18 protein-coding genes are annotated in these 21,417 nt (G+C 69.4%); 9 read left to right on the top strand and 9 right to left on the bottom strand.

All coding sequences use genetic code 11. The features are described 5' to 3' along the window. Window positions 1–64: 64 nt before the first annotated feature. A complete protein-coding gene (locus C5E06_RS05295) occupies window positions 65–1,600 on the bottom strand; it encodes a DEAD/DEAH box helicase (RefSeq protein WP_104306222.1) in 1,536 nt (511 codons plus the stop codon). Between the two features lie 332 nt (window positions 1,601–1,932). Between C5E06_RS05295 and C5E06_RS05290 the strand changes: the two genes are divergently transcribed. Further along, the gene (locus C5E06_RS05290) at window positions 1,933–3,159 is read left to right on the top strand and encodes a galactokinase family protein (protein WP_104306221.1); all 1,227 of its coding nucleotides are present in this window, start codon (window positions 1,933–1,935) and stop codon (window positions 3,157–3,159) included. Window positions 3,160–3,213: 54 nt separating this feature from the next. Here C5E06_RS05290 and C5E06_RS05285 read toward each other — a convergent pair whose 3' ends face one another. Continuing rightward, window positions 3,214–4,269: a LacI family DNA-binding transcriptional regulator gene (locus tag C5E06_RS05285; RefSeq protein ID WP_104306220.1), complete on the bottom strand. Its 1,056-nt coding sequence runs from the start codon at window positions 4,267–4,269 to the stop codon at window positions 3,214–3,216. A 130-nt stretch (window positions 4,270–4,399) separates the two neighbouring features. Between C5E06_RS05285 and C5E06_RS05280 the strand changes: the two genes are divergently transcribed. From C5E06_RS05280 to C5E06_RS05270, 3 genes are all read left to right on the top strand, one after another. After that, window positions 4,400–5,608 carry a Gfo/Idh/MocA family protein gene (locus C5E06_RS05280; protein ID WP_104306219.1) on the top strand — a complete coding sequence of 403 codons (1,209 nt, stop codon included), beginning with the start codon at window positions 4,400–4,402 and terminating at the stop codon, window positions 5,606–5,608. 1 nt (window position 5,609) lies between these two features. Further along, a complete protein-coding gene (locus tag C5E06_RS05275) occupies window positions 5,610–6,614 on the top strand; it encodes a sugar phosphate isomerase/epimerase (RefSeq protein WP_104306218.1) in 1,005 nt (334 codons plus the stop codon). Window positions 6,615–6,823: 209 nt separating this feature from the next. Next, complete coding sequence (locus tag C5E06_RS05270) at window positions 6,824–7,231, top strand: tautomerase family protein (RefSeq protein ID WP_104298491.1); 408 nt, start codon at window positions 6,824–6,826, stop codon at window positions 7,229–7,231. Window positions 7,232–7,303: 72 nt separating this feature from the next. Here C5E06_RS05270 and C5E06_RS05265 read toward each other — a convergent pair whose 3' ends face one another. Next, window positions 7,304–8,080: a GntR family transcriptional regulator gene (locus tag C5E06_RS05265; protein WP_104240639.1), complete on the bottom strand. Its 777-nt coding sequence runs from the start codon at window positions 8,078–8,080 to the stop codon at window positions 7,304–7,306. 107 nt (window positions 8,081–8,187) lie between these two features. Then, the gene (ffh, locus tag C5E06_RS05260; RefSeq protein ID WP_104240638.1) at window positions 8,188–9,759 is read right to left on the bottom strand and encodes a signal recognition particle protein; all 1,572 of its coding nucleotides are present in this window, start codon (window positions 9,757–9,759) and stop codon (window positions 8,188–8,190) included. 79 nt (window positions 9,760–9,838) lie between these two features. Between ffh and C5E06_RS05255 the strand changes: the two genes are divergently transcribed. The 3 genes from C5E06_RS05255 to C5E06_RS05245 all read left to right on the top strand — a co-directional run bounded on the left by C5E06_RS05255 (window position 9,839) and on the right by C5E06_RS05245 (window position 11,961). After that, a complete protein-coding gene (locus C5E06_RS05255; RefSeq protein WP_104306217.1) occupies window positions 9,839–10,423 on the top strand; it encodes a gamma carbonic anhydrase family protein in 585 nt (194 codons plus the stop codon). Between the two features lie 9 nt (window positions 10,424–10,432). Next, entirely contained in the window at window positions 10,433–10,648 is a 216-nt protein-coding gene (locus C5E06_RS05250) for an SCO4848 family membrane protein (RefSeq protein ID WP_104240636.1), read from the top strand. A 140-nt stretch (window positions 10,649–10,788) separates the two neighbouring features. Then, window positions 10,789–11,961 carry a sorbosone dehydrogenase family protein gene (locus C5E06_RS05245; protein WP_104306308.1) on the top strand — a complete coding sequence of 391 codons (1,173 nt, stop codon included), beginning with the start codon at window positions 10,789–10,791 and terminating at the stop codon, window positions 11,959–11,961. 23 nt (window positions 11,962–11,984) lie between these two features. Here C5E06_RS05245 and C5E06_RS05240 read toward each other — a convergent pair whose 3' ends face one another. The 4 genes from C5E06_RS05240 to ftsY all read right to left on the bottom strand — a co-directional run bounded on the left by C5E06_RS05240 (window position 11,985) and on the right by ftsY (window position 15,321). Then, window positions 11,985–13,352 (bottom strand): MFS transporter, encoded by a 1,368-nt coding sequence (locus C5E06_RS05240; protein WP_104306216.1) that lies wholly within the window; start codon window positions 13,350–13,352, stop codon window positions 11,985–11,987. Window positions 13,353–13,439: 87 nt separating this feature from the next. Beyond that, window positions 13,440–13,835, bottom strand: a complete 396-nt coding sequence (locus C5E06_RS05235) for a hypothetical protein (RefSeq protein WP_104306215.1) — start codon at window positions 13,833–13,835, stop codon at window positions 13,440–13,442. Window positions 13,836–13,945: 110 nt separating this feature from the next. After that, window positions 13,946–14,377 carry a hypothetical protein gene (locus C5E06_RS05230; protein ID WP_146081064.1) on the bottom strand — a complete coding sequence of 144 codons (432 nt, stop codon included), beginning with the start codon at window positions 14,375–14,377 and terminating at the stop codon, window positions 13,946–13,948. A gap of 68 nt (window positions 14,378–14,445) precedes the next feature. Next, entirely contained in the window at window positions 14,446–15,321 is an 876-nt protein-coding gene (gene ftsY, locus C5E06_RS05225; RefSeq protein ID WP_104240632.1) for a signal recognition particle-docking protein FtsY, read from the bottom strand. Window positions 15,322–15,421: 100 nt separating this feature from the next. Between ftsY and C5E06_RS05220 the strand changes: the two genes are divergently transcribed. Both C5E06_RS05220 and C5E06_RS05215 read left to right on the top strand, forming a co-directional pair. Continuing rightward, entirely contained in the window at window positions 15,422–15,988 is a 567-nt protein-coding gene (locus C5E06_RS05220; RefSeq protein ID WP_104306214.1) for a histidine phosphatase family protein, read from the top strand. Between the two features lie 209 nt (window positions 15,989–16,197). Next, window positions 16,198–17,301 (top strand): TerC/Alx family metal homeostasis membrane protein, encoded by a 1,104-nt coding sequence (locus C5E06_RS05215; protein ID WP_104240630.1) that lies wholly within the window; start codon window positions 16,198–16,200, stop codon window positions 17,299–17,301. 1,403 nt (window positions 17,302–18,704) lie between these two features. Here the strand turns inward: C5E06_RS05215 and C5E06_RS05210 are convergent. Then, on the bottom strand, window positions 18,705–21,326 hold the full coding sequence (locus tag C5E06_RS05210) for an RNA helicase (protein ID WP_104306213.1): 2,622 nt from the start codon (window positions 21,324–21,326) through the stop codon (window positions 18,705–18,707). Window positions 21,327–21,417: the final 91 nt, after the last annotated feature.

The raw sequence follows: 21,417 nt of genomic DNA, 5'->3' as shown, positions 1-21,417 counted from the left end.
ACGCCGAACGGGCGGGCCGATTGCTCGGACCGCCCGTTCGGGGATGCTGCGTGTGAGGCGTTGACTACTGGCCAGAGGACCAGCTGGCGCGACGCGAACCGCCGCGCTCGCCACCGCGTGAAGGCGCGGCCGGCGAGGAGGTGCCAGCACGACGCGGACGAGACTCTCCGCGACGCTGGCCCTGAGCTGCGCCTTCGCCTGCCTGTCCGCGCGCCGGACGCGACGCGGACGAGCCCTGCGAGGACGACGAGGCCGCGCGACCGCGGCCGCCGCCGTTGCCGGAGCCGCCACGAGCTGCGCCGCCGCGAGCTGGTGCAGCGTCGCGCTTGCGACGAGCGTTCGCGCCCTGCGACGTGCCACGGCCCTGGCTGACCTCGACGTTGCCGGATCCCGGTCCGCCCGGAACGGGGCGCACGGTCGGGGCGACTTCGCCGATGAGCTCGTTCACGAACGGCGAGTTGACGTTCGCACGCTGCGGGGTGACGTTGATCTTGGCGCGACGCAGCAGCATCTCGGTGTCCTTGCGCTGGCTCGGGAGCATGAGCGTGACGACGTCACCCTCGGAGCCCGCGCGGGCGGTGCGTCCGGAGCGGTGCAGGTACGCCTTGTGCTCGGCGGGCGGGTCGACGTGGACGACGAGCTCGATGGCGTCGACGTGCACACCGCGGGCGGCGACGTCGGTTGCGACGAGCACGTTGACCTCGCCACCGGAGAAGGCCGCGAGGTTGCGGTCGCGGGCGTTCTGCGACAGGTTGCCGTGCAGGTCGACGGCGGGGATGCCGGACGCGGTCAGCTGCTTCGCGAGCTTCTTCGCCTGGTGCTTGGTGCGCATGAACATGATGCGACGGCCCTTGCCGCTCGCCAGCGCGTGGACGAGGGCGGTCTTCGCCTCAGGCGTCTCCGCCTCGTACACGTGGTGGGTCATGGCGGCGACGTGCGAGTTCGACTCGTCGACCGAGTGGAGGATCGGGTCGCTCAGGAACTTCTTCACGAGCTTGTCCACGCCGTTGTCGAGCGTGGCGGAGAAGAGGAGACGCTGGCCGGACTGCGGCGTCGCGTTCATGATGCGCGTGACGACGGGCAGGAAGCCGAGGTCGGCCATGTGGTCGGCCTCGTCGAGCACGGTGACCTCGACGGCGTCGAGGTTCACGATGCGCTGCTTCATGAGGTCGTCGAGGCGGCCGGGGCAGGCCACGACGATGTCGACGCCGTTGCGGAACGCGGTCTCCTGGGGGCGCTGCGAGACGCCACCGAAGACGGTCGTCACGGTGAGGCCGGCGGCCTTCGCGAGCGGCTCGATGACCGCGGCGACCTGGGTTGCGAGCTCGCGGGTCGGGAGCAGCACGAGGCCGAGCGGGCGGCCCGGGCGGCGCTTGCCACCGGAGACGGCACCGGCGAGGCGCGCGACGAGCGGGATGGCGAACGCGAGCGTCTTGCCGGAGCCCGTCTTTCCACGGCCGAGGACGTCGCGACCCGCGAGGGTGCTCGGAAGCGTCGACTGCTGGATGGGGAAGGCTTCGTGCTTGCCGGCTGCGTCGAGCACGGTCACGAGCGACTTGGGGACGCCGAGTTCGGCGAAAGTTGAGGTGGTTTCCGTCATATGGAGGTCATGCCTTTCAATCGGCACGCAGAGAACGCACAACACTCGTGTGCTGCGCTCTTGCGGCGATGATGCGGGCGAATGTGCCCGTTCGCCGCAACTCGTGAAATCGTGCCGAGGCAGAAAAGGTGCCCTCGAACAACAAACGGTACGACGATCGTGGGAAATGGGACCCACAAGCTGTCGACCCTAGCACGCCGAACGCCTCCCGACCAGGGGGACGGCCCACGCACGGGGGTTTCGGCGCTCGTCCAGGACGCATTTATTAGAATCACCGTGCGCATGCACAGGGGCGGACGCCCATTCGCCCATGCCTGAGAAACGGTGACGAGATGAGCAGAGACCTGACGACGATCGTGTGCGACGGCTTCCGAGCCGCGTTCGAGCGAGAGCCCCTCGGAGTCTGGTCGGCACCCGGCCGGGTCAGCATCATGGGCGACCACACCGATCTGCAGGATGGCGTCGGATACGCCTGCGCGATCCCCCTGCGCTCCAGCGCGGCGATCGCGCCCCGCGACGACGGGCGCATCCGCATCGTCACCGACCTCTCCCCCGACGAGGCGGTGACCGACCTGCGGTCGATCGCCTCGGAGATCCCCGCACGCGACTGGCGTGCCTACCCGCTCGGCGCGGTCGCGAGCATGCTCCGCTTCGCTCGCGAGAACCCGCCGGAGGGCACGCGCGGCGACGGCGACGAGACCGACCCTGGAGTCCCGTTCTTCCTGGGAACGGGCCTCGACATCTTCCTCACGACGGACGTGCCGGTCGGCGCCGGGCTCGCCTCCTCGGCATCCGTCTGCGCGACCATCAGCACGGCGCTCAACGACTTCTGGGGCCTCGGGATGAACGTCGAGGAGCTCGCCGAGATCGGGCGCCAGACGGAGGCGGAGATCGTCGGCGCGCCCAGCGGCCTGAGCGACCACATCACCGTGCACGCCGCGCGGAGCAACGAGGACGTGTTCTTCGATGCTCGCGGCTCCGACGTCTCGATCCTGCCTGCGCCGAGCTCCGCCGATTCCGGCTTCGTGCGCGTGCTCATCGACACCAAGGAAGCACACCGCAACTGGTCGGCCGAGTTCGCGCAGCGGGCCGATGACTGCGCCCGGGCGGCCGAGACCCTCGGCTTCCAGACGCTTCGCGAGGTGCGGCCGGCGGAGCTGGACGCAGCGGCTGAGCGGCTCGACGACACCGTGTTCAGGCGCGCACGGCACGTGGTCTCCGAGATAGCCCGCACGCTCGAGTTCACGAAGCTCATGCGCACCGGAGAGGCGCCCGAATTCCGGAACCATCTCCTCGCGGAGTCGCAGGTGTCGCTGCGCGAGGACTTCGAGGTCTCGACGGCGCGCATCGACTTCACGGTCGAGCTGGCCACCTACCTGGGCGCGGCGAGCGCCCGCATGACCGGCACGGGCCTCGGCGGCTCGGTGTTCGTCATGCATCCCGCAGACAAGTTCGACGAGCTGCGCGAGAGCGTCTTGGGAGCGTACGCCGAGCAGGGGTGGGAAGAGCCGCTCGTGCTGGCCTTCGAACCCGCTGCTGGGGCGCGGCGAGACCGCTGAGCCGCAGTCGACTGGCACCCGTGCTGGCCTGTCCCTGGAGAACCGGTGGCGGCCTCAGGCGGTCGTGGCGTTCGCCGCGGTCGCCGTCGAGCCGCGCACGGTGAGCGTTGGCTGGATGACCCTCCGCGTCGCTCCGGACGGAACCCCTGCCGCCCCGTCGCGGGCTGCCGCCCGCACCCCCTCGATGCGGGCGAGGAGAAGCTCGGCCGCGGCGCGACCGACCTCGGCACTTCGGTCATCGACCGAGGTGAGCGAGAGGTGGTCGAAGCCCGCGAGGTGCGAATCGTCGTAGCCCACGATCGACACGTCCGCGGGAACGCGCAAGCCGAGCTCATCGAGCGTTCCCAGCACGCCGAGCGCCATGACGTCGTTCGCCGCGAAGACGGCGGTCGTGGCCGGCCAACGCTCGAAGAGGTCTCGTGATGCGCGACGCCCCTCGCTCTGGTCGGTCGCTCCCGAGCCGCCGATGACACGCGGCTCGAGCCCCGCGTCGCGCATGGCGCGCTCGTAGGAGCGCCGCCGGAGCTCGCCGGCGCGGCCGGTTCCCGTGACATGGCCGATCTGCGTGTGCCCGAGGTCGCGGAGATGCTCGACCGCGAGCCGCGCGCCGGCTTCGTCATCGTTCGCGACGAGGTCGGCGCCCGCCGGCACGATCGCACGGTTACCGGCAACGACCGTCGGCACGGGGAACCCCTCGGCAGGGACCGCGTCGACGTCGCCGCCGATGACGAGCCCCTCGACGCCCGCTGCCAGGAAGCCGCTGATGGGCGACTGCTCGAGGTGCGCGTTGAGATTCGCGTCGGCGACGGTGACGTGGAAGCCCGGCGCGTTGAGCACCGCCTGCATCCCCTCGAGCAGGTCGACGAACCAGGGGTTCCGGAAGTCGTCGATCATGACGCCGATGGCGCGCGTGCGGTTCCCGGCGAGCGCCGTGGCGGCCCGGCTCGGCAGGTACCCGAGCTCCTGGATGGCCGCGCGCACCGCTGCCCGCTTCTCGTCGCTGACGCGGGTCGAGTTCTGCAGCACGAGCGAGACGAGGGATTTCGAGACCCCGGCGCGTTCGGCGACGTCGTAGATCGTCGGGCGCTTCTGACGCGGGGAAGGGGGCATTCGACACTCCGGACGACGATTGTTTGACAGGACATTATTTCATGACCTACCTTCCAGTGTAGCGCTCCAACACCGTCGTCGGTCGCCTGCGCTCACCCAACACAGCTCTCGCAGAAACACAGGAGAACCAATGACAAAGCCACTCGGCGTCGCCGTCATCGGCGCAGGCATGGCCGGCCGCGCGCACGCCGCCGCCTACCGCGTCGCATCCACCCTCTACAGCCCCACGCTGCCGGAGATCCGCCTCGTCTCGATCGGAGACGTCAACCCGGAGTTCGGCGCACTCGCCGCCAAGCGCTTCGGCTACGAGCGCACCGACTCCTCCTGGCAGGCCATCGCGGCGGCCGACGACATCGACGTCGTCAGCGTCGTCATCGCGAACTCACTGCACCGCGAGGTCGTCGAGGGCCTCCTCGCCGCCGGCAAGCACGTGCTCTGCGAGAAGCCGCTCAGCGACTCGATCGAGGACGCCCACGCCATGGCGGATGCCGCCGAGCGCGCGGACTCCATCGCCCGCGTCGGCTTCACCTACCGCCGCTCCCCCGGCATCGCGTACATCCGCCAGCTCATCCAGGACGGAACACTCGGCAAGCTCCTGCACTTCAGCGGTCGCTACTGGACCGACTACGCGTGCAGCCCGACGGCCCCCATGAGCTGGCGCTTCAAGGGCGGCCCCGGCAGCGGCGCCCTCGCCGACGTCGGAAGTCACATGACCTACATCGCGGAGTTCCTCGGCGGCGAGATCCAGGAAGTCAGCGGAGGCATCCTCAGCACGGTCATCCACGAGCGGCCACTCCCGCTCGGCGCGGTGCTCGGGCACGACCACGCAGCGGTCAGCGACACGTTCGAACCCGTCGAGAACGACGACTACGCGGCGTTCTCGCTCAAGTTCGCCCAGGGCGCAGGAGCCATCGAGGTCTCCCGAGTCGCCAGAGGCCACGCGAACAGCCTCATCTTCGAGGTGTTCTGCGAGAACGGTGCCGCCCGCTACGACCAGCGCCGCCCCTCCGAGATTGAGCTCTTCCTCAACGACGCCCCATCCGCCCAGAACGGGTACCGCCAGATCATCCTCGGCCCGGAACACCCCTACATCGCCGGCGGTCTCGCGATGGATGCCCCCAGCGTCGGCTTCGGCCAGAACGAGGCCTTCTCCTACCAGGCACGCTCCTTCCTCGAGGAGGTGGCGGGGATCTCGGAAGAGGACTCGCTCCCCCGCTGTGCGAGCTTCGAGGAGGGAATCCACAACATGGAGCTCCTCCACGCCGTCGCCGAGTCGGCCGCGGCGGACGGCGCAGCCGTCCGCATCTCCCCCACCAGCGCACAGAAGAACGGAGCCTGACATGCGTCTCGGCGTCTACAACGCGATCCTCCACGACCGCTCGCTCCCCGAGGCGATCCAGGTCGTCTCCGAGCTGGGCCTCACCGGCATCGAGCTCAACTCCGGCGGGTTCCTTCCCGCCACGCACATCCCGAACTTCGACGAGATCCTTGAGAGCGACGAGGCCAGGGACGCGTTCCTCGCGCAGTTCGAGGGCACCGGCGTCTCGATCGCCGGCCTCAACTGCAACGGCAACCCGCTGCACCCTGACCGTGCGATCGGCGAGCAGCACGCCGAGGACATCCGACGCTCGATCCGCCTCGCCGCTCGCCTCGGACAGGACCGGGTCGTCACGATGTCGGGACTGCCCGGCGGCGAGCCCAGCGCGACCACCGTGAACTGGGTCGTCAACGCCTGGAACTCGGCTGCGCTCGACGTCATCGACTACCAGCTGGACGTGGCGGCGGAGTTCTGGACTGAGATCGACGAGCTCGCTCGCGAGCACGGCGTGAAGGTCGCGCTTGAGCTGCACCCGCAGAACGTGGTGTTCAACCCCGCGAACTTCCGCGAGCTGATCAAGCGCGCTGACACGACGAACATCGGCGTCGAGCTCGACGCCTCGCACCTCTTCTGGCAGCAGATGGACCCGGTGGCAGTCGTCCGCGACCTCGGCGAGTGGGTCTTCCATGCGGCAGCGAAGGACGTGCGCGTCAACCCGGCGGCTGCGATCTACGGCGTACTCGACAACCAGTTCCGCAAGCTCTCGGCGGACGAGCCGCGCACCAATCTGGGCGGCGACGAGTGGGCGAACGAGTGGCCGAAGAACTCCGCGTGGGACTTCGTCGCGCTCGGGCGCGGCCACGACACGGCGTTCTGGACGGAGTTCCTTCGCGCGCTGCACGAGGTCGACCCGGAGATGTGGGTCAACATCGAGCACGAGGACACCTCGCTCGGCCGCATCGAGGGCCTCGAGGTCGCCGCGAAGGTGCTCACCGACGCGGATGCAGCCCTCGAGGCCTCGCTCTGACCCCACTCTGACCCCGCTCTCACCTCAGACTCGGGTGCGACTCTTCTGCGAGAGCCCCGCGCCTGACCACAAGGGCCGCATCCGCATGGATGTGGCCCTTCGTGGTCTCGGTGCGTTCCTCATTTGTTAGGACATTAGGACTTTTGCCACTAGAATCGGAGCGCAGACAACACACGTCACCTCCCCCTCGACCTCAAGGACACCGCACCATGCCTCTCGTACGCATCGACGTCAACGCCGGCCGCAGCCCCGAGCAGATCTCGTCCATCGCCGACGCCATCCACGACGCCATCGTCGCCGAGTACGGGATTCCCGCTCGCGACCGGTTCCAGATCATCACCGAGCACCAGAACGGGCAGATCATCGCCCAGGATGCCGGCCTCGGCTTCGAGCGCTCGTCAGGTGTCGTCATGATCCAGATCTTCACGCAGCGCGGACGCACGCCCGAGGCGAAGCAGTCGCTCTACGCCCGCATCGCCGAGGCGCTCGGCGAGCGCGGCGTCGAAGGCAACGACGTCTTCATCGGCTACGTCGAGAACGGGCCGGAGGACTGGACCTTCGGCTTCGGCCGCGCCCAGTACCTCACGGGCGAGCTCGCGGTGCCCAACCGCGCATAGCGCTCTCCCCCGAGGCTCAACGCAGAACGCCCACGGCTCAGCCGTGGGCGTTCCTCGTGCAGCAGAGTCGGGTCAGCGCTCGACGAGCGTGATCTCGAACGTGTAGAGGTCTGGACGATAGCAGTGGCGGCCGTACTCGACCGCGCGGCCCGTCGCGTCGAAGGCGACGCGCGACATCGTGAGCACCGCGGCACCGCCGGAGAGGTCCAGCAGGCGCTCCTCTTCACGCGAAGCCGTGCGCGCACCGATGCGCTGCTTGGCGATGCGCATCGTCACGCCGCGGGCCCGGAGGAGCTGGTAGAGCCCATGCTGGACGAGCTCGTCCTCCGTCAGCTCGACGAACGGCTCCGGCAGCACGTTGTCGAGGATCGCCAGCGGGACCCCATCCGCACTCCGAAGGCGCGAGATGTGCAGCGTCGGGCTCCCCACCTCGATGCCGAGGGTCTCGGCGAGCTCTGGGGTCGCGTCCTCCACCCGCCGCGAGAGGAGCGTCGTGGTGGGCTTCTGCGCCGAGCGCTCGAGGTCCTCGAAGAGGCTCGTCAGCTCGACGTTGCGGGTCACGGGGCCGTGCACGACCTGCGTGCCGACGCCCCGGCGGCGGACGAGCAGGCCCTTGTCGACGAGTTCCTGGATGGCGCGCCGGACGGTCGGGCGGGAGAGACCGAGGCGATGTCCGAGCGAGATCTCGTTCTCGAGCTTGGATCCGGCCGGAAGCGTGTCGTCCCTGATGGCCTTCTCGATGCGCTCCGACACCTGGTGGTACAGGGGCACAGGGCTCGAACGGTCGATGCCGACGAACAGCCCGAGTGGGAGTCGGGCCTCGCCTGTTGCTGCAGCTTCATTGCTCAATGGCGCACTCCTCGGACGACTTGATGACGTGACAATGCTACTCGGGCGACGGAGAGTTCTCTCCGTCGCCCGCGGCGAGGCGGACACGCCGCCCCGAGAGCTTGTCGCTAGCCGCGCCCCAGGTACTTCTGGAGCTGCTCGAGCTCGGCCTCGTTCGGCTGACCATCACCGGCCGCCTGGCGCCCGAAGCCCGCGCCACCGAACGCGCCGCCTGGACGCTTCGGAGCCGACGCCTCCTCGATGGCCTGCTGGGCGCGCTTTGCCGGGTTGCCGCTGCGCTTGCCCTGCTGCTTCTTCTTCCCGCCCTTCGCGGGAGCCTTGCGTCCGCCGTGCTGGCCCGGGATGGGCCCCATGCCCGGGATCTGCGGGGTGCCGCCGCGGGCGACGGTCTTCATCATCTTCGCCGCCTGCTCGAAGCGCTTGACGAGCTCGTTGACGTCGGTGACCGTGCGACCGGAACCGCGGGCGATGCGAGCACGGCGCGAGCCGTTCAGCAGCTTCGGGGTCTGGCGCTCGGCCTTGGTCATCGACTGGATGATGGCCTCGGTGCGGACCAGCTCGCGCTCGTCGAAGTTCTCGAGCGCCTCCTTCATCTGGCCCATGCCCGGGAGCATGCCCATCATCTTCTTGAAGTTGCCAGCCTTGCGCAGCTGCTGCATCTGCTTCAGGAAGTCGTCGAGCGTGAAGTTCTCGGTCGCGAGCTTCCCGGCGATCTCCATCGCCTCGTCCTCGTCGAAGGCCTTCTGGGCCTGCTCGATGAGGCTGAGGATGTCACCCATGTCGAGGATGCGCTTGGCCATGCGGTCGGGGTGGAAGACCTCGAAGTCGTCGAGCCCCTCACCAGTCGACGCATACATGATGGGGCGCCCGGTGAGCTGCGCAACCGAAAGGGCGGCACCACCGCGGGCGTCGCCGTCGAGCTTCGAGAGCACGACACCCGTGAAGTCGACGCCCTCCTGGAAGGCCTTGGCCGTGGCGACGGCGTCCTGGCCGATCATGGCGTCGATGACGAAGAGCACTTCGTCGGGGCTCGTGGCGCGGCGGATGTCGGCCGCCTGCTTCATGAGCTCCTGGTCGACGCCGAGGCGTCCGGCCGTGTCGATGATGACGACGTCGTGCAGCTTGTCCTTCGCGAAGCGGACGGCATCCGTCGCGACGCGAACCGGGTCGCCGACGCCGTTGCCCGGCTCGGGTGCGTAGACCTGCACGCCGGCCTGCTGGCCGACGACCTGCAGCTGCGTGACGGCGTTCGGGCGCTGCAGGTCGGCGGCGACGAGCAGCGGCGTGTGCTTCTCGCCCGCGAGTCGCTTCGCGAGCTTGCCCGCGAGCGTCGTCTTGCCCGCACCCTGCAGACCGGCGAGCATGATGACCGTCGGCGGCTGCTTCGCGTACTCGATCTGGCGGGTGTCGCCGCCGAGGATGCGCACGAGCTCCTCGTTGACGATCTGCACGACCTGCTGCGCGGGGTTGAGGGCGCGATTGACCTCGTCGCCGAGGGCGCGCTCGCGCACGTGCGCGGCGAAGTCCTTGACCACGGGAAGCGCGACGTCGGCTTCGAGCAGGGCGCGACGGATCTCGCGCACGGTGCCGTCGACGTCGGCGGGCGTGAGCTTGCCCTTGGAGCGGAGGCCGGCGAGCGTCTGCGTCAGCCGGTCAGAGAGGTTCCCGAAAATGGCCATAGTCCGCCCATTTTAGCTGAGGCCGGGGAGTCTGGTGTGCGGGGTGGCCTGAGAGAAGCACAACTGGGATCATCGGAGCATGACCAGCGCTGCTCCCCTGATCCTCCCCTTCGAGGGCAAGACCCCCCGCATCCACGAGACCGCCTGGATCGCGCCTGGCGCCGTCATCATCGGCGACGTCGAGATCGGCCCCGATTCCTCGGTCTGGTACGGCTGCGTCCTGCGAGCGGATGTGGGCGGCCGCATCGTCATCGGCGCACGCTCGAACCTGCAGGACGGCACGGTGGTGCACGTCGAGCACGACGTCGACACGATCATCGGGGACGACGTGACGGCGGGCCACCAGGCGCTCCTCCACGGCACGACGATCGCGAACGGATCCCTCATCGGCATGAAGGCGGCGTGCCTGTCCCGCTCGGTGATCGGCACCGGGGCGCTCGTTGCTGCCGGCGCCGTCGTCCTCGAGGGTGCGAGCATCCCCGACCGCGTGCTCGCCGCCGGCGTGCCCGCGAAGGTGCGACGCGAGCTCACACCGGAGGAGAGCCAGGCGTTCATCCCGCACGCCGCCGGCTACGTCGCCCTCGCGAAGCGCCAGAGCCCCGCGAGCGCGGCCGTGACGCTCGGCGAGGCGCGTGGCGGCGAGGAGACGCCGACGCGCCAATAGGCTGGGGGCATGGTCTTCCTCGCAAGCATCGCGCTGCTCGTCGGCGCCGTCTTCAACGTCGTCGTCTGGCCCTCGTTCTACCGGCGAGTCTCGAACGACCCGCGGGCACGCGACGAGAACGGACGCCCGACGCGATTCCTCACGGTCCACGCCGTCCTGGTGCTCGCGGCTCTTGTCATCGGCATCGCCCAGGCACTGCTCGGCATCCTCCTGCTGACGAACTGACGAACTGACGAGGCGAGCGGAGACCGGACACCGCTGACCCGCGTCGCCGCTCGCGGACCGAGGCCCGACGGGCACGGAGCGCCAGCACAGGCTGCTCGGCTTGACTGGTGGCATCCCTCGTCGACCGATTGGCCACCGTCATGACCAAGCGCACCGCTCCCCTGCTCGCCCTCGCCGCCGTCGCAGCGCTGACGCTCGCCGGATGCGCGCCGACGCCGGAGCAAGCCGAGCCGAGCGCCTCCGCGTCGGCGAGCCCGCCGCCAGCATCCACGACCCAGGCGCCCACGACACCCGACGCGGCCGGCGACGAGGCCGGCCCCGTCGCCCCCGTCGGCGACCCCCGGGTGGTCACCACCGGGCTCCAGGCACCCTGGTCGGTCGTCGAGCTCGAGACCGGCGACTTCCTCGTGAGCGAGCGCGACACGGGGCAGATCGTCGAAGTGTCCGCCGACGGCTCGAACCCCAACCGCGTCGTCACGACCATCGCCGACGTCGAGCCCGGCGGCGAGGGCGGCCTGCTCGGCCTCGCCCTCGCCGGCACGAGCGACGACGAGGCGCAGTGGCTCTACGCGTTCTACACGGCGGCCTCAGACAACCGCATCGTGCGCTTTCCCATCACCTGGGAAGGCGGCGTCGGCGTCGGCAGCCCTGAGGTCGTCGTGGACGGCATCGCGAAGGCTGGCAACCACAACGGGGGCAGGCTGGCCATCGGGCCGGACGGCTACCTGTACGCGGCGACCGGCGACGCATCACAGACCGAACTGGCGCAGGACCAGAACTCGCTCAACGGCAAGATCCTGCGCATGGAGCTCGACGGCTCCCCCGTCGCCGACAACCCCTTCGGCAACCGCGTCTACTCGATGGGCCACCGCAACCCGCAGGGCCTCGCGTTCGATGGCTCCGGGGCGCTGTGGGCGAGCGAGTTCGGGCAGAACACCTGGGACGAGCTGAACAGGATCGCGGCGGGCGGCAACTACGGCTGGCCCATCGTCGAGGGGCAGGGCGACGACGCCACGTTCGTGAACCCCGTGCTGCAGTGGTCGACGAACGAGGCAAGCCCGAGCGGCCTCGCCTACTCGCGCGACACCCTCTTCATGGCGGGGCTCGGCGGCGAGCGGCTCTGGAAGATCGCCATCCCGGAGGCGTCGGAGGCGAGCGACGAAGCGCTCTACGTCGACGAGTTCGGCCGGCTCCGCGACGCGGTCGTGACCTCCTCCGGGAGCCTGATCGTGCTCACGAACAACACCGACGGGCGCGGGTCACCGCGCGACGGTGACGACACGCTCCTGGAGTTCACGCTCGACGCATCCTGACCCGCTCCGCGCCGGAGACACGCTCAGCTCGCCGCGGGCGCTGGCCCCGCCTTCGGGTTGCGCACGCCGAGCCACGAACTGAGCGCGCCGGCGAACAGCAGACCCGCCGTGACGAACATGAGCGGCTGGAAGCTGTCCACGTCGATCGTGCCCCCGGCGATGACGCCGATCATGGCGATCGCGACGAGCCCGGCCACGCGGGAGATGGCGTTGTTCGTCGCCGAGCCGATGCCCGACTGCGCCGTCGGCACGGAGCCGAGGATGGCGGACGTGAGCGGCGCAACCGTCATCGAGAGGCCGAGGGAGAAGACGAGCACGCCGGGCAGCACCTGAGTCCAGTAGTTCACCTCGGCGCCGAGCCCCGAGTACAGGAGGGTGCCGACACCCGCCAGAATCGGCCCGACGGTCATGAAGAGGCGCGGCCCGAAGCGCCCGCTCAGCGAGCCGAACCACGACGAAAGGGCGACGTTCGCGATCGAGGTCGGCAGCGTCGCCAGCGCCGCGAAGGTCGCGCTGAACCCGGCGACCTGCTGCAGGAAGATGGCGAGCACGAACCCGCCGAGCGACAGTGCCGCGTAGACGAAGACCGTGGCGATGTTGCCGGCCCAGAAGTTGCGGATGCGGAACAGCCCGAGCGGCAGCATCGGATGGGGCGCGCGGGCCTGCCAGACGAGGAACGCGGTGAAGCTCAGCACGCCGAGGACCAGCGGCAGGAGCACCACGGGACTCCCCCACCCGTAGTTGCCCTGCTCGATGAGCGCGAACACCGGCCCACCGAGGCCCAGGAACCCGAGGACCGCGCCGAGCACGTCGATGCGGCCACCCGAAGGCGCATCGAAGCCGGCGCCGAGGCGGGTGAGCATCCACAGCGTCACGAGGATCGGGATGACGTTGATGCCGAACACGAGCCGCCACGTCAGGTAGTCGGCGGCGAGGCCACCCAGGAACGGGCCGGCGAGGAAGGCCGCGCCCGTCCACGCCGTCCAGGTGCCGATCGCCTTCGCCTGGGCCGCGTCCCGGAATGCCGAGATGATGAGCGCCAGCGAGCTCGGAACGAGCAGCGCACCCGCGACCCCCTGCAGCGCCCGCGCGACGATGACGAACTCGGGAGTCGGCGACAGCGCGATGGCGACGCTCGTCACCCCGAAGCCGATGAGCCCGAACCGCAGGACCGAGATGCGCCCGAACACGTCGGACAGCGAGCCCGCGAGGAGGATGAGCGAGCCGAGGGTGATGAGGTACGCGTCCACGATCCACTGCTGCGTGCCGAGGCCGCCGCCGAGCTCCGAGACCATCGCGGGCAGTGCGACGTTCGTCACCGACCCGTCGAGGAAGGCGACGAAGGACGAGAGGATCGCGATGACGAGGATCTGGCGCTGCTGGCGGGTCACGAGGCAGGCAACCCGTCGCGGCCGCCATTCCTTCCGCGATCCCGCGAATTCGAGGATTTGTCTCGCGGCATGGGAAAACCGAGCGCGCTACACGCTTCGGGCGTCTTCGGGATGCCCCGCACCGTCTGAGCCCCGCTGTGCATCCGCTGCCATACGGCGCAGGATCGACGGCCGCAGCAGCTCGAAGCGCAGCAGCTCCGGCAAGGGCTCGTCGCGGAACACCGGGAGGCTCTTCCACCGCAGTGCGCTGGCGACGGCGTTGGCCGCGACCGCGACGACGACGTAGATGGCGCCAATCCACGTGAACGACGGGAAGGCGAAGGACACCAGGAGCCCAGCACCGATGAGACTCGCCATGGCGAACGCGGTCACCGGCCACGAGGTCACGGGCACCCTCCCGAGCGCGAGGAACACACCGCCGCCGCCCGCGAGCACCACCGCGAGCGCGTAGGCAAGGAACACGAACAGCCCATCCGTCATCATGAGCGACCTCCTCGGCACGTGGCCTGAAGCGTACTCCGGGACGCCGACAAGCCGGTGAGCGTCTCCGACGGGCAGCTCGGGGTGAGGCACGGCGCGGACGCGGACCTGCGCTAGCGCCTCGGACCCCGCTGTCGCCTGGCGCCGGGGGCGGCGCCGCGCCCGCCCTGCCTGCGGCGCCGGTCGTCCTCCAGCTGCACCGCATCCGCGGCCATCCGCCGCAGGATGTCCGGGCGCAGCAGGACAAGCCGGAACAGCTCAGGCAGCCGGGCCCCGCTGAGCTGCGGGAGCCTCCGCCACCGGAGCGCGCTTGTCACCGCGTTCGCGCCGACGACGACCAGCGCGAAGACCACGCCGATCCACGGCGGCGAACCCAGGTCGGACAAGATCAGCAGCACCCCGCCGAGCAGGCTCGCCATCGCGATCACCGTCACCAGCCACGACCGGACCGGCACCCCGCCGACTCCGAGCAGGACCCCGCCGGCTCCCGCGAGGGCCACCGCGAGCGCGGACGAGAGGACAGCGATCATTCCGTCGGGTTCCACAGCAGGCTCCTCCTTCTCCTCCGCGGAGGGAGTCCACCAGACTCCCTCCCCTCATCGATCAGCGACGGTCAGCCGACGAGCTTCTCCGCGAACACGTGAGGTGTGAAGCCGGCGAGGTCGTTGATGCCCTCACCCTGGCCGATGAGCTTGATGGGCAGGCCCGTGCGCTCCTGCACGGCCAGCACGAAGCCGCCCTTGGCGGATCCGTCGAGCTTCGTCACGACGAGGCCCGTCACGCCGGCATGCTGGATGAACGCCTCGGCCTGCGCGACACCGTTCTGCCCCGTCGTCGCGTCCAGGACGAGCAGGACCTCCGAGATGGGGGCGAGCTTCTCGACCACGCGGCGGATCTTCGACAGCTCGTCCATGAGGCCGCTCTTCGTCTGCAGGCGGCCAGCCGTATCGATGACCACCATCTCGAGCCCCTCGCGCATGGCGATCTCCACCGCCTGATAGGCGACGGAGGCCGGATCCTGGCCGTGCTGCTGCGGGCGCACGATGCCCGCGCCGGCGCGCTGCGCCCACGTCGCGAGCTGGTCCACGGCGGCCGCGCGGAACGTGTCGGCCGCCGCGACGACCACCGTGCGGCCGTTGATGCGCAGGAAGTTGGCGAACTTGCCGATCGTCGTCGTCTTGCCGACGCCGTTCACCCCGACCACGAGCGTCACCGCGGGACGCTCCCGGAGGTTCAGCGTCGTGTCGAACTTCGACAGGCGCTCCTCGATGAGCTCGCGGAGCATCCGCTTCAGGTCCTTGGGGTCCTCCGTGTGGAACCGATCGACCTGGTCGCGCAGCTGCTCGACGATCTCGTCGGTGATGTCGGGCCCGAAATCGGCCGTGATCAGCGCCTCCTCGAGGTCGTCCCACGTCGTCTCATCGATCTTCTGCCTGCCGAACATGCCGCGCAGAGCGCCGGACAGTGACCAGGGAGTGCGTTCAGCCATGTGCCAAGCGTAGTCAGCGCTCTGACACGATGGGAGTTCGCCCCTCAGCCAACGGCAGAATCCTGATCAGGCAGCGGGCGGAATCCTCGAACGGAGCACTATGCGCATCGGCCTCATCCGCCACGGCGAAACCGACTGGAACGCGACCGGACTCCTGCAGGGAGCCACCGACATCCCGCTGAACTCCCGGGGCCTCGACCAGGCGAACGACGCGGCTGGGCTGCTCGTCGGCCAGGGCTGGAGCCACCTCTACAGCTCCCCGCTGTCGCGTGCGCTAACCACGGCCGAGATCATCGGCCAGGGCACTGGCCTCGGAGCCCCCACGCTGCTGCCCGGCATCATCGAGCGCAGCTTCGGGGAGCTCGAGGGGCAGAAGTACTGGATGCCGGACGGCACGCGTCGTCCGCTCGATCACCCGAGCATCGAGCCGACCGGCGTCGTCGTCGAGCGGTCGCTGGCCTCCATCGCGCAAGTCGCCGCAGCGCACCCCGACGAGGACTCGCTCATCGTCTGCCACGGCAGCGTCATCCGCCTCGTGCTCACCTCGATCCTCGGTGCCCAGGCTCCCCACATCGGAAACCTCGCCCTCAGCATCCTGCGCCCAGGCGCCGATGGGGCCCTCGTCGTCACCCTCCTGAACGGCTACCCGCTCGTCCCGACCCCGTAGCCGCCCCTCGCCTTCGCTCACAGCTTCGATCCCGCCCCTGGTGCCGCCCCTCTCGCGGTGTACTATGAGCTTCGTTGAAGGGGAGTATTCCTCCTGCGGCGCGCTCGTCATCACGGCGACTGTCATCAGTCACCCGGGCGCGTCGGTCGGTTTCTGCCGACGGAAGAGACCTTCGGCCGATTCGCCGAACTCACCCCTCCGGAGGACCCGTGGACGTTCCCATTTGGATCTGGGCGGTGACCATTGCCGTGGTCATCGGCTTCTTCGTATTCGACTTCTTCACGCACGTGAAGACGCCGCACGAACCGAGCCTCAAGGAAGCCGGCTGGTGGTCGATCTTCTACATCGCGCTCGCCGTCGTCTTCATGGTCGCGCTCGGCTTCGTGTGGGACTGGCAGCACGCGGGCGAGTTCATCGCCGGCTACACCACTGAGAAGGCGCTGTCCGTCGACAACCTCTTCATCTTCCTCATCATCATGACGAGCTTCAAGGTGCCGAAGATCGCGCAGCAGAAGGCGCTGCTCATCGGCATCGCCATCGCGCTCGTCATGCGCTTCGCCTTCATCATCGCGGGCGCCGCGATCCTCGAAGCCTGGGTCTCCGTCTTCTACATCTTCGCCGCCTGGCTGCTCTACATGGCCGTCAAGCAGGCCATCGACTCCTTCAAGGACGAAGAGCCCGAGATGCCCAAGTGGGTCGGCCTCGTGCGCAAGATCATCCCCGCAAGCGAGCACTACGACGGCGACAAGTGGAAGATCCTCGAGAACGGCAAGAAGGTCTGGACGCCGCTCATCCTGGTCATCGTGGCCCTCGGCTTCACCGACCTGCTCTTCGCGCTCGACTCCATCCCCGCCATCTTCGGCATCACGCAGGAGCCCTACCTCGTCTTCATGGCGAACGCGTTCGCGCTCATGGGCCTTCGCCAGCTGTACTTCCTCATCGGCGGACTCCTCGAGCGTCTGGTCTTCCTCGACCTCGGCCTCGCGTTCATCCTCGGCTTCATCGGCGTGAAGCTCATGTTCCACGCCCTCCACGAGAACGAGCTGCCGTTCATCAACGGCGGAGAGCCGCTCCTCTGGATCCCCGAGATTCCGATCTGGCTGTCGCTCACGTTCATCTTCGGCGTGCTCATCGTCGCCACGATCGCGAGCATCATCTACACCCGCGCCAAGGGTGACGACGCACCGAGCACCGTCGGCTCGGCGGCTGGCGGCCCGGAGGCCGCTGCTGCAGGCGTCGAGGGCACCACGCCGGACGCTGCGGAGGCCACGGACGCGGCCCCCGTCGCGAGCAGCGAGCCCGACCGCCGCTAGTCGGGGCCCGACAGACACCAGCAACGCCGAAACCGGATGCACGCGCCAGTCGCGAGCATCCGGTTTCGTCGTCTGTGCTGAGGGGAACGTCTGTGCTGATGGGAGCGGTCTGTGCTGATGGGAGCGAGGGAGCCGCGAGAGCGGGGACCTGTGCGCCCTCCGGTGCCCCGCTGCAGACCTGGGGTCCGCGCATCCGCGTGCCTCGCTGTGGGTGCGTGACCCCCAGGTCTGCGGATGCACTGGCACAGACCTGTGGCACAAGCACCTGGCCCCGGTCAGGCACGTGCGCAACCCCTAGGCCTGCGGACGCACTGGCACAGACCTGTGGCACAGGCACCTGACGCAGACCGGAAGTCTGCGCAAGCCCCAGGTCTGCGGATGCACTGGCAGAGACCTGTGGCACAAGCACCCGAGCTCAGCCAGGCGCGTGCGCAAGCCCCAGGCCTGCAGACGCGCGAGCACAGACCTGTGGCACAAGCACCCGAGCTCGGCCAGGCGCGTGCGCAAGCCCCCGGTCTGCAGACGCGCCGGCACAGACCTGTGGCACATGCACCGGGCCCCGGCCAGGCACGTGCGCAAGCCCCAGGCCTGCGGACGCACTGGCACAGACCTGTGGCACACGCACCTGAGCTCAGCCAGGCGCGTGCGCAAGCCCCAGGCCTGCAGACGCGCGAGCACAGACCTGTGGCACAAGCACCCGAGCTCGGCCAGGCGCGTGCGCAAGCCCCCGGTCTGCAGACGCGCCGGCACAGACCTGTGGCACAGGCACCTGACGCAGACCGGAAGCCTGCGCAAGCCCCAGGCCTGCAGAAGGCAACAGCACAAACCTGTGGCACAAGCACCTGGCCCCGGCCAGGCACCTGCACAACCCCCAGGTCTACGGAAGGCCCCCGCGCAAACCTGTGGCACACGCACCGGGCCCCGGCCAGGCGCGTGCGCAAGACCCAGGCCTGCGGATGCACTGGCACAGACCTGTGGCACAAGCACCTGGACTCGGCCAGCCGCCTGCACAAGCCCCAGGTCTGCAGAAGGCTGCAGCACAGACCTGTGGCACACGCACCGGAGCTCGGTCAAGCGGGTGCGCAACCCCCTGGTCTGCGGACGCACCGGCACAGACCTATGTCACAAGCACCTGGACTCGGCCAGCCGCCTGCACAAGCCCCAGGTCTGCAGAAGGCTGCAGCACAGACCTGTGGAGCACGCACCGGAACTCGGTCAAGCGGGTGCACAAGCCCCAGGTCTGCGGAACGTCCCGGAGGACACCCCTGGCGCGTGGCCGGAGTGCCGCCGCGCTTGGCACGCGGCGCGCAGTAGGCAGCGCCCGGCAGGCGGCGCCCAGCAGGCCGCGCTTGGTGGGCAGCGCCCAGCAGGCAGCGCCCAGCAGGCAGCGCCCGGCGCGCGGTCTAGAGCCGCGTGACCTCGGTGACGCGCACGATGGCCTCGCCCGCCTCGTGCGACTCGGCGAGGTCCACCTCGGCGCGGATGCGCCAGTCGTGGTCGCCCGCCGGGTCGTCGATGATCTGCTCCACTCGCCACACGCCGCTCCAGAGTCCGCCGGACTGGCGCCCCTCGGAGTCGTCGATCCTGAGGAGCTTCGGCGACCTGGCGGCCGCATCCACCCCCATCGTGTCGTGGTCGGCGAAGTAGTCGTCGAGGGCCTTCGACCAGTCGACGTCGGGGTCGAGCTCGCTGAGCGCCTCGTCTCGCTCGAGGGCCGCGAGCTGCACACGGCGGAACATCTCGTTGCGCACGAGCACCGTGAAGGCGCGGCGGTTGCCGACGACACTGGGCGGCGCGGGAGGCACGACCGGTTCGTCGCTCGCGGCCTGCTGCTCGGGGTCGACGAGGGAGGCCCACTCGTCGATGAGGCTCGAGTCGACCTGGCGGACGAGCTCGCCGAGCCACTCGATGATGTCGAGCAGCTCCTCGGTCTTCGCCTCGTCCGGCACCGTCTGGCGGATCGCCTTGTACGCGTCGCTCAGGTAGCGGAGCACGAGCCCCTCGCTGCGCATGAGCTGGTAGAAGTTCACGTACTCCGCGAAGCTCATGGCCCGCTCGAACATGTCGCGCACCACGGACTTCGGCGAGAGCTCGAAGTCGCGCACCCACGGCTCGTGCTGCGCGAACAGCTCGAACGACTGGGCGAGCAGGCCCTCGAGCGGCTTCGGGTGCGTGATCTCCTCGAGTCGCTCCATGCGCTCGTCGTACTCGATGCCGTCGGCCTTCATCTGTGCGACCGCCTCGCCTCGCGCCTTGAACTGCTGCTGCGAGAGCACGGGGCGCGGGTCGTCGAGGGTGGCCTCGATGATGCTGACCACGTCGAGCGCGTAGTGGCCGGATCCGACGGCGCCCTCGCCGCTCGTGTTCTCCTCGGAGCCGCGGTCGCCGGGGGCAGCCTCCGCCTCCGGGTCGAGCAGCTCGATGGCGGCGAGCGCAAACGGCGACAGGGGCTGGTTGAGGGCGAAGTTCGCCTGCAGGTCGACGGTCAGCGTGATGCGACCCTGCCGGCCGATCTCGACGATGCCGGCCGTCACGAGCGTGCGGAAGATGCCGATCGCGCGCAACGCCAGCTCCCGCTGGCGGGCAGGCTTCTCGTGGTTGTCGTAGACGAGTCTCTTGGCGTTGCCGAAGACGTCTCCCCCACGAGCGATGACGTTGATGATCATCGACGCCGTGATGTGCATGTGCGAGGTGAGCGGCTCAGGCTCGGCCGACACGAGCTTCTCGAACGACTTCTCACCCCACGAGACGAAGCCCTGCGGCGCCTTCTTCTTGACGATGCGCTTGCGCTTCTTCTCGTCGTCTCCGGCCTTGCGCACGGCTGCGGCGTTCTCGATCTCGTGCTCGGGCGCCTCGACGACGACCGTGCCTGCCGTGTCGTAACCCGCGCGTCCGGCACGCCCCGCGATCTGGTGGAACTCGCGCGCCGAGAGGTGCCGCATCCGCTGCCCGTCGAACTTCGCGAGCGCCGTGATGAGCACCGTGCGGATGGGCACGTTGATGCCGACACCGAGGGTGTCGGTTCCGCAGATGACCCGGAGGAGCCCCTTCTGCGCGAGCGTCTCGACGAGGCGTCGGTAGCGGGGCAGCATGCCGGCGTGATGCACGCCGATGCCGGCGCGCACGTACCGGGACAGCACCTTGCCGAACGCGGTCGTGAAGCGGAAGCCGCCGATCGCATCGGCGATGGCATCGCGCCCGGCCCGGTCGACGACCTTCAGGCTCGACAGCGCCTGGGCGCGTTCGATGGCAGCCGCCTGCGAGAAGTGCACGATGTAGATGGGCGTCTTGCGCTCCTCCACGAGCTTCTCGACGGTCTCGTGCGTCGGCGCGACCACGTACGAGAAGTCGAGCGGCACGGGGCGCTCGACGCCCGTCACGAGGGACACGTCGCGCTGCGTGCGCCGTTCGAGGTCCTCGACGATCTCGGTGACGTCGCCGAGGGTCGCCGACATGAGCAGGAACTGCACGTCGGGCAGCATGAGCAGCGGCAGCTGCCACGCCCACCCGCGGTCGGGGTCGCCGTAGTAGTGGAACTCGTCCATGACGACCTGGTCGACGTCGGCGTCGGAGCCCTGGCGCAGGGCGAGGTTCGCGAGGATCTCGGCGGTGCAGCAGATGATGGGCGCGTCAGGGTTCACGGAGCTGTCGCCCGTGACCATGCCCACGTTCGCGGCGCCGAAGATCTCGACGAGGGCGAAGAACTTCTCGCTCACGAGCGCCTTGATCGGCGCCGTGTAGTAGCTGCGGCCACCCTGCGCGAGGCAGGCGGCATGGGCCGCGATCGCGACCAGCGACTTGCCCGTGCCCGTCGGCGTCGAGAGGATCACGTGCGCCTCGGAGACCAGCTCCATGACGGCTTCCTCCTGCGCCGGGTACATCGTGATGCCGCGGCTCGTCGTCCACAGCTCGAACGCCTCGAACATGGAGTCCGCGTCGTACGGGTCGGGCAGGAGCGTCACGAGGCCCAGCTTGGGCTCGGGGATGGCGGGGGCTGGGGCGGAGGTGCCGTCGACGGAAGTCATTGCCTCCATCGTCCCACGCCGGGCGCGCCGCGGGCTGCGGGGGCGCAGGCGCGGGCGGCAGCAGGCAGACAGGCAGGCAGGCAGGCCGCGG

The organism is Pseudoclavibacter sp. RFBI5, from assembly GCF_002931395.1.
Taxonomy (GTDB): domain Bacteria; phylum Actinomycetota; class Actinomycetes; order Actinomycetales; family Microbacteriaceae; genus Pseudoclavibacter.
The sequence above is the reverse complement of the archived record's forward strand: the minus strand, read 5'-3'. Positions and strand labels throughout refer to the sequence as shown.

What these genes read in the sequence shown, in the direction of transcription:
- C5E06_RS05220 (WP_104306214.1), top strand. Translation starts at nt 15,422, where the DNA reads ATGCGCATCGGCCTCATCCGCCACGGCGAAACCGACTGGAACGCGACC.
- C5E06_RS05290 (WP_104306221.1), top strand. Translation starts at nt 1,933, where the DNA reads ATGAGCAGAGACCTGACGACGATCGTGTGCGACGGCTTCCGAGCCGCG.
- ffh (WP_104240638.1), bottom strand. Translation starts at nt 9,759, where the DNA reads ATGGCCATTTTCGGGAACCTCTCTGACCGGCTGACGCAGACGCTCGCC.
- C5E06_RS05280 (WP_104306219.1), top strand. Translation starts at nt 4,400, where the DNA reads ATGACAAAGCCACTCGGCGTCGCCGTCATCGGCGCAGGCATGGCCGGC.
- C5E06_RS05275 (WP_104306218.1), top strand. Translation starts at nt 5,610, where the DNA reads ATGCGTCTCGGCGTCTACAACGCGATCCTCCACGACCGCTCGCTCCCC.
- C5E06_RS05285 (WP_104306220.1), bottom strand. Translation starts at nt 4,269, where the DNA reads ATGCCCCCTTCCCCGCGTCAGAAGCGCCCGACGATCTACGACGTCGCC.
- C5E06_RS05250 (WP_104240636.1), top strand. Translation starts at nt 10,433, where the DNA reads ATGGTCTTCCTCGCAAGCATCGCGCTGCTCGTCGGCGCCGTCTTCAAC.
- C5E06_RS05210 (WP_104306213.1), bottom strand. Translation starts at nt 21,326, where the DNA reads ATGACTTCCGTCGACGGCACCTCCGCCCCAGCCCCCGCCATCCCCGAG.
- C5E06_RS05295 (WP_104306222.1), bottom strand. Translation starts at nt 1,600, where the DNA reads ATGACGGAAACCACCTCAACTTTCGCCGAACTCGGCGTCCCCAAGTCG.
- C5E06_RS05255 (WP_104306217.1), top strand. Translation starts at nt 9,839, where the DNA reads ATGACCAGCGCTGCTCCCCTGATCCTCCCCTTCGAGGGCAAGACCCCC.
- ftsY (WP_104240632.1), bottom strand. Translation starts at nt 15,321, where the DNA reads ATGGCTGAACGCACTCCCTGGTCACTGTCCGGCGCTCTGCGCGGCATG.
- C5E06_RS05235 (WP_104306215.1), bottom strand. Translation starts at nt 13,835, where the DNA reads ATGATGACGGATGGGCTGTTCGTGTTCCTTGCCTACGCGCTCGCGGTG.
- C5E06_RS05270 (WP_104298491.1), top strand. Translation starts at nt 6,824, where the DNA reads ATGCCTCTCGTACGCATCGACGTCAACGCCGGCCGCAGCCCCGAGCAG.
- C5E06_RS05245 (WP_104306308.1), top strand. Translation starts at nt 10,789, where the DNA reads ATGACCAAGCGCACCGCTCCCCTGCTCGCCCTCGCCGCCGTCGCAGCG.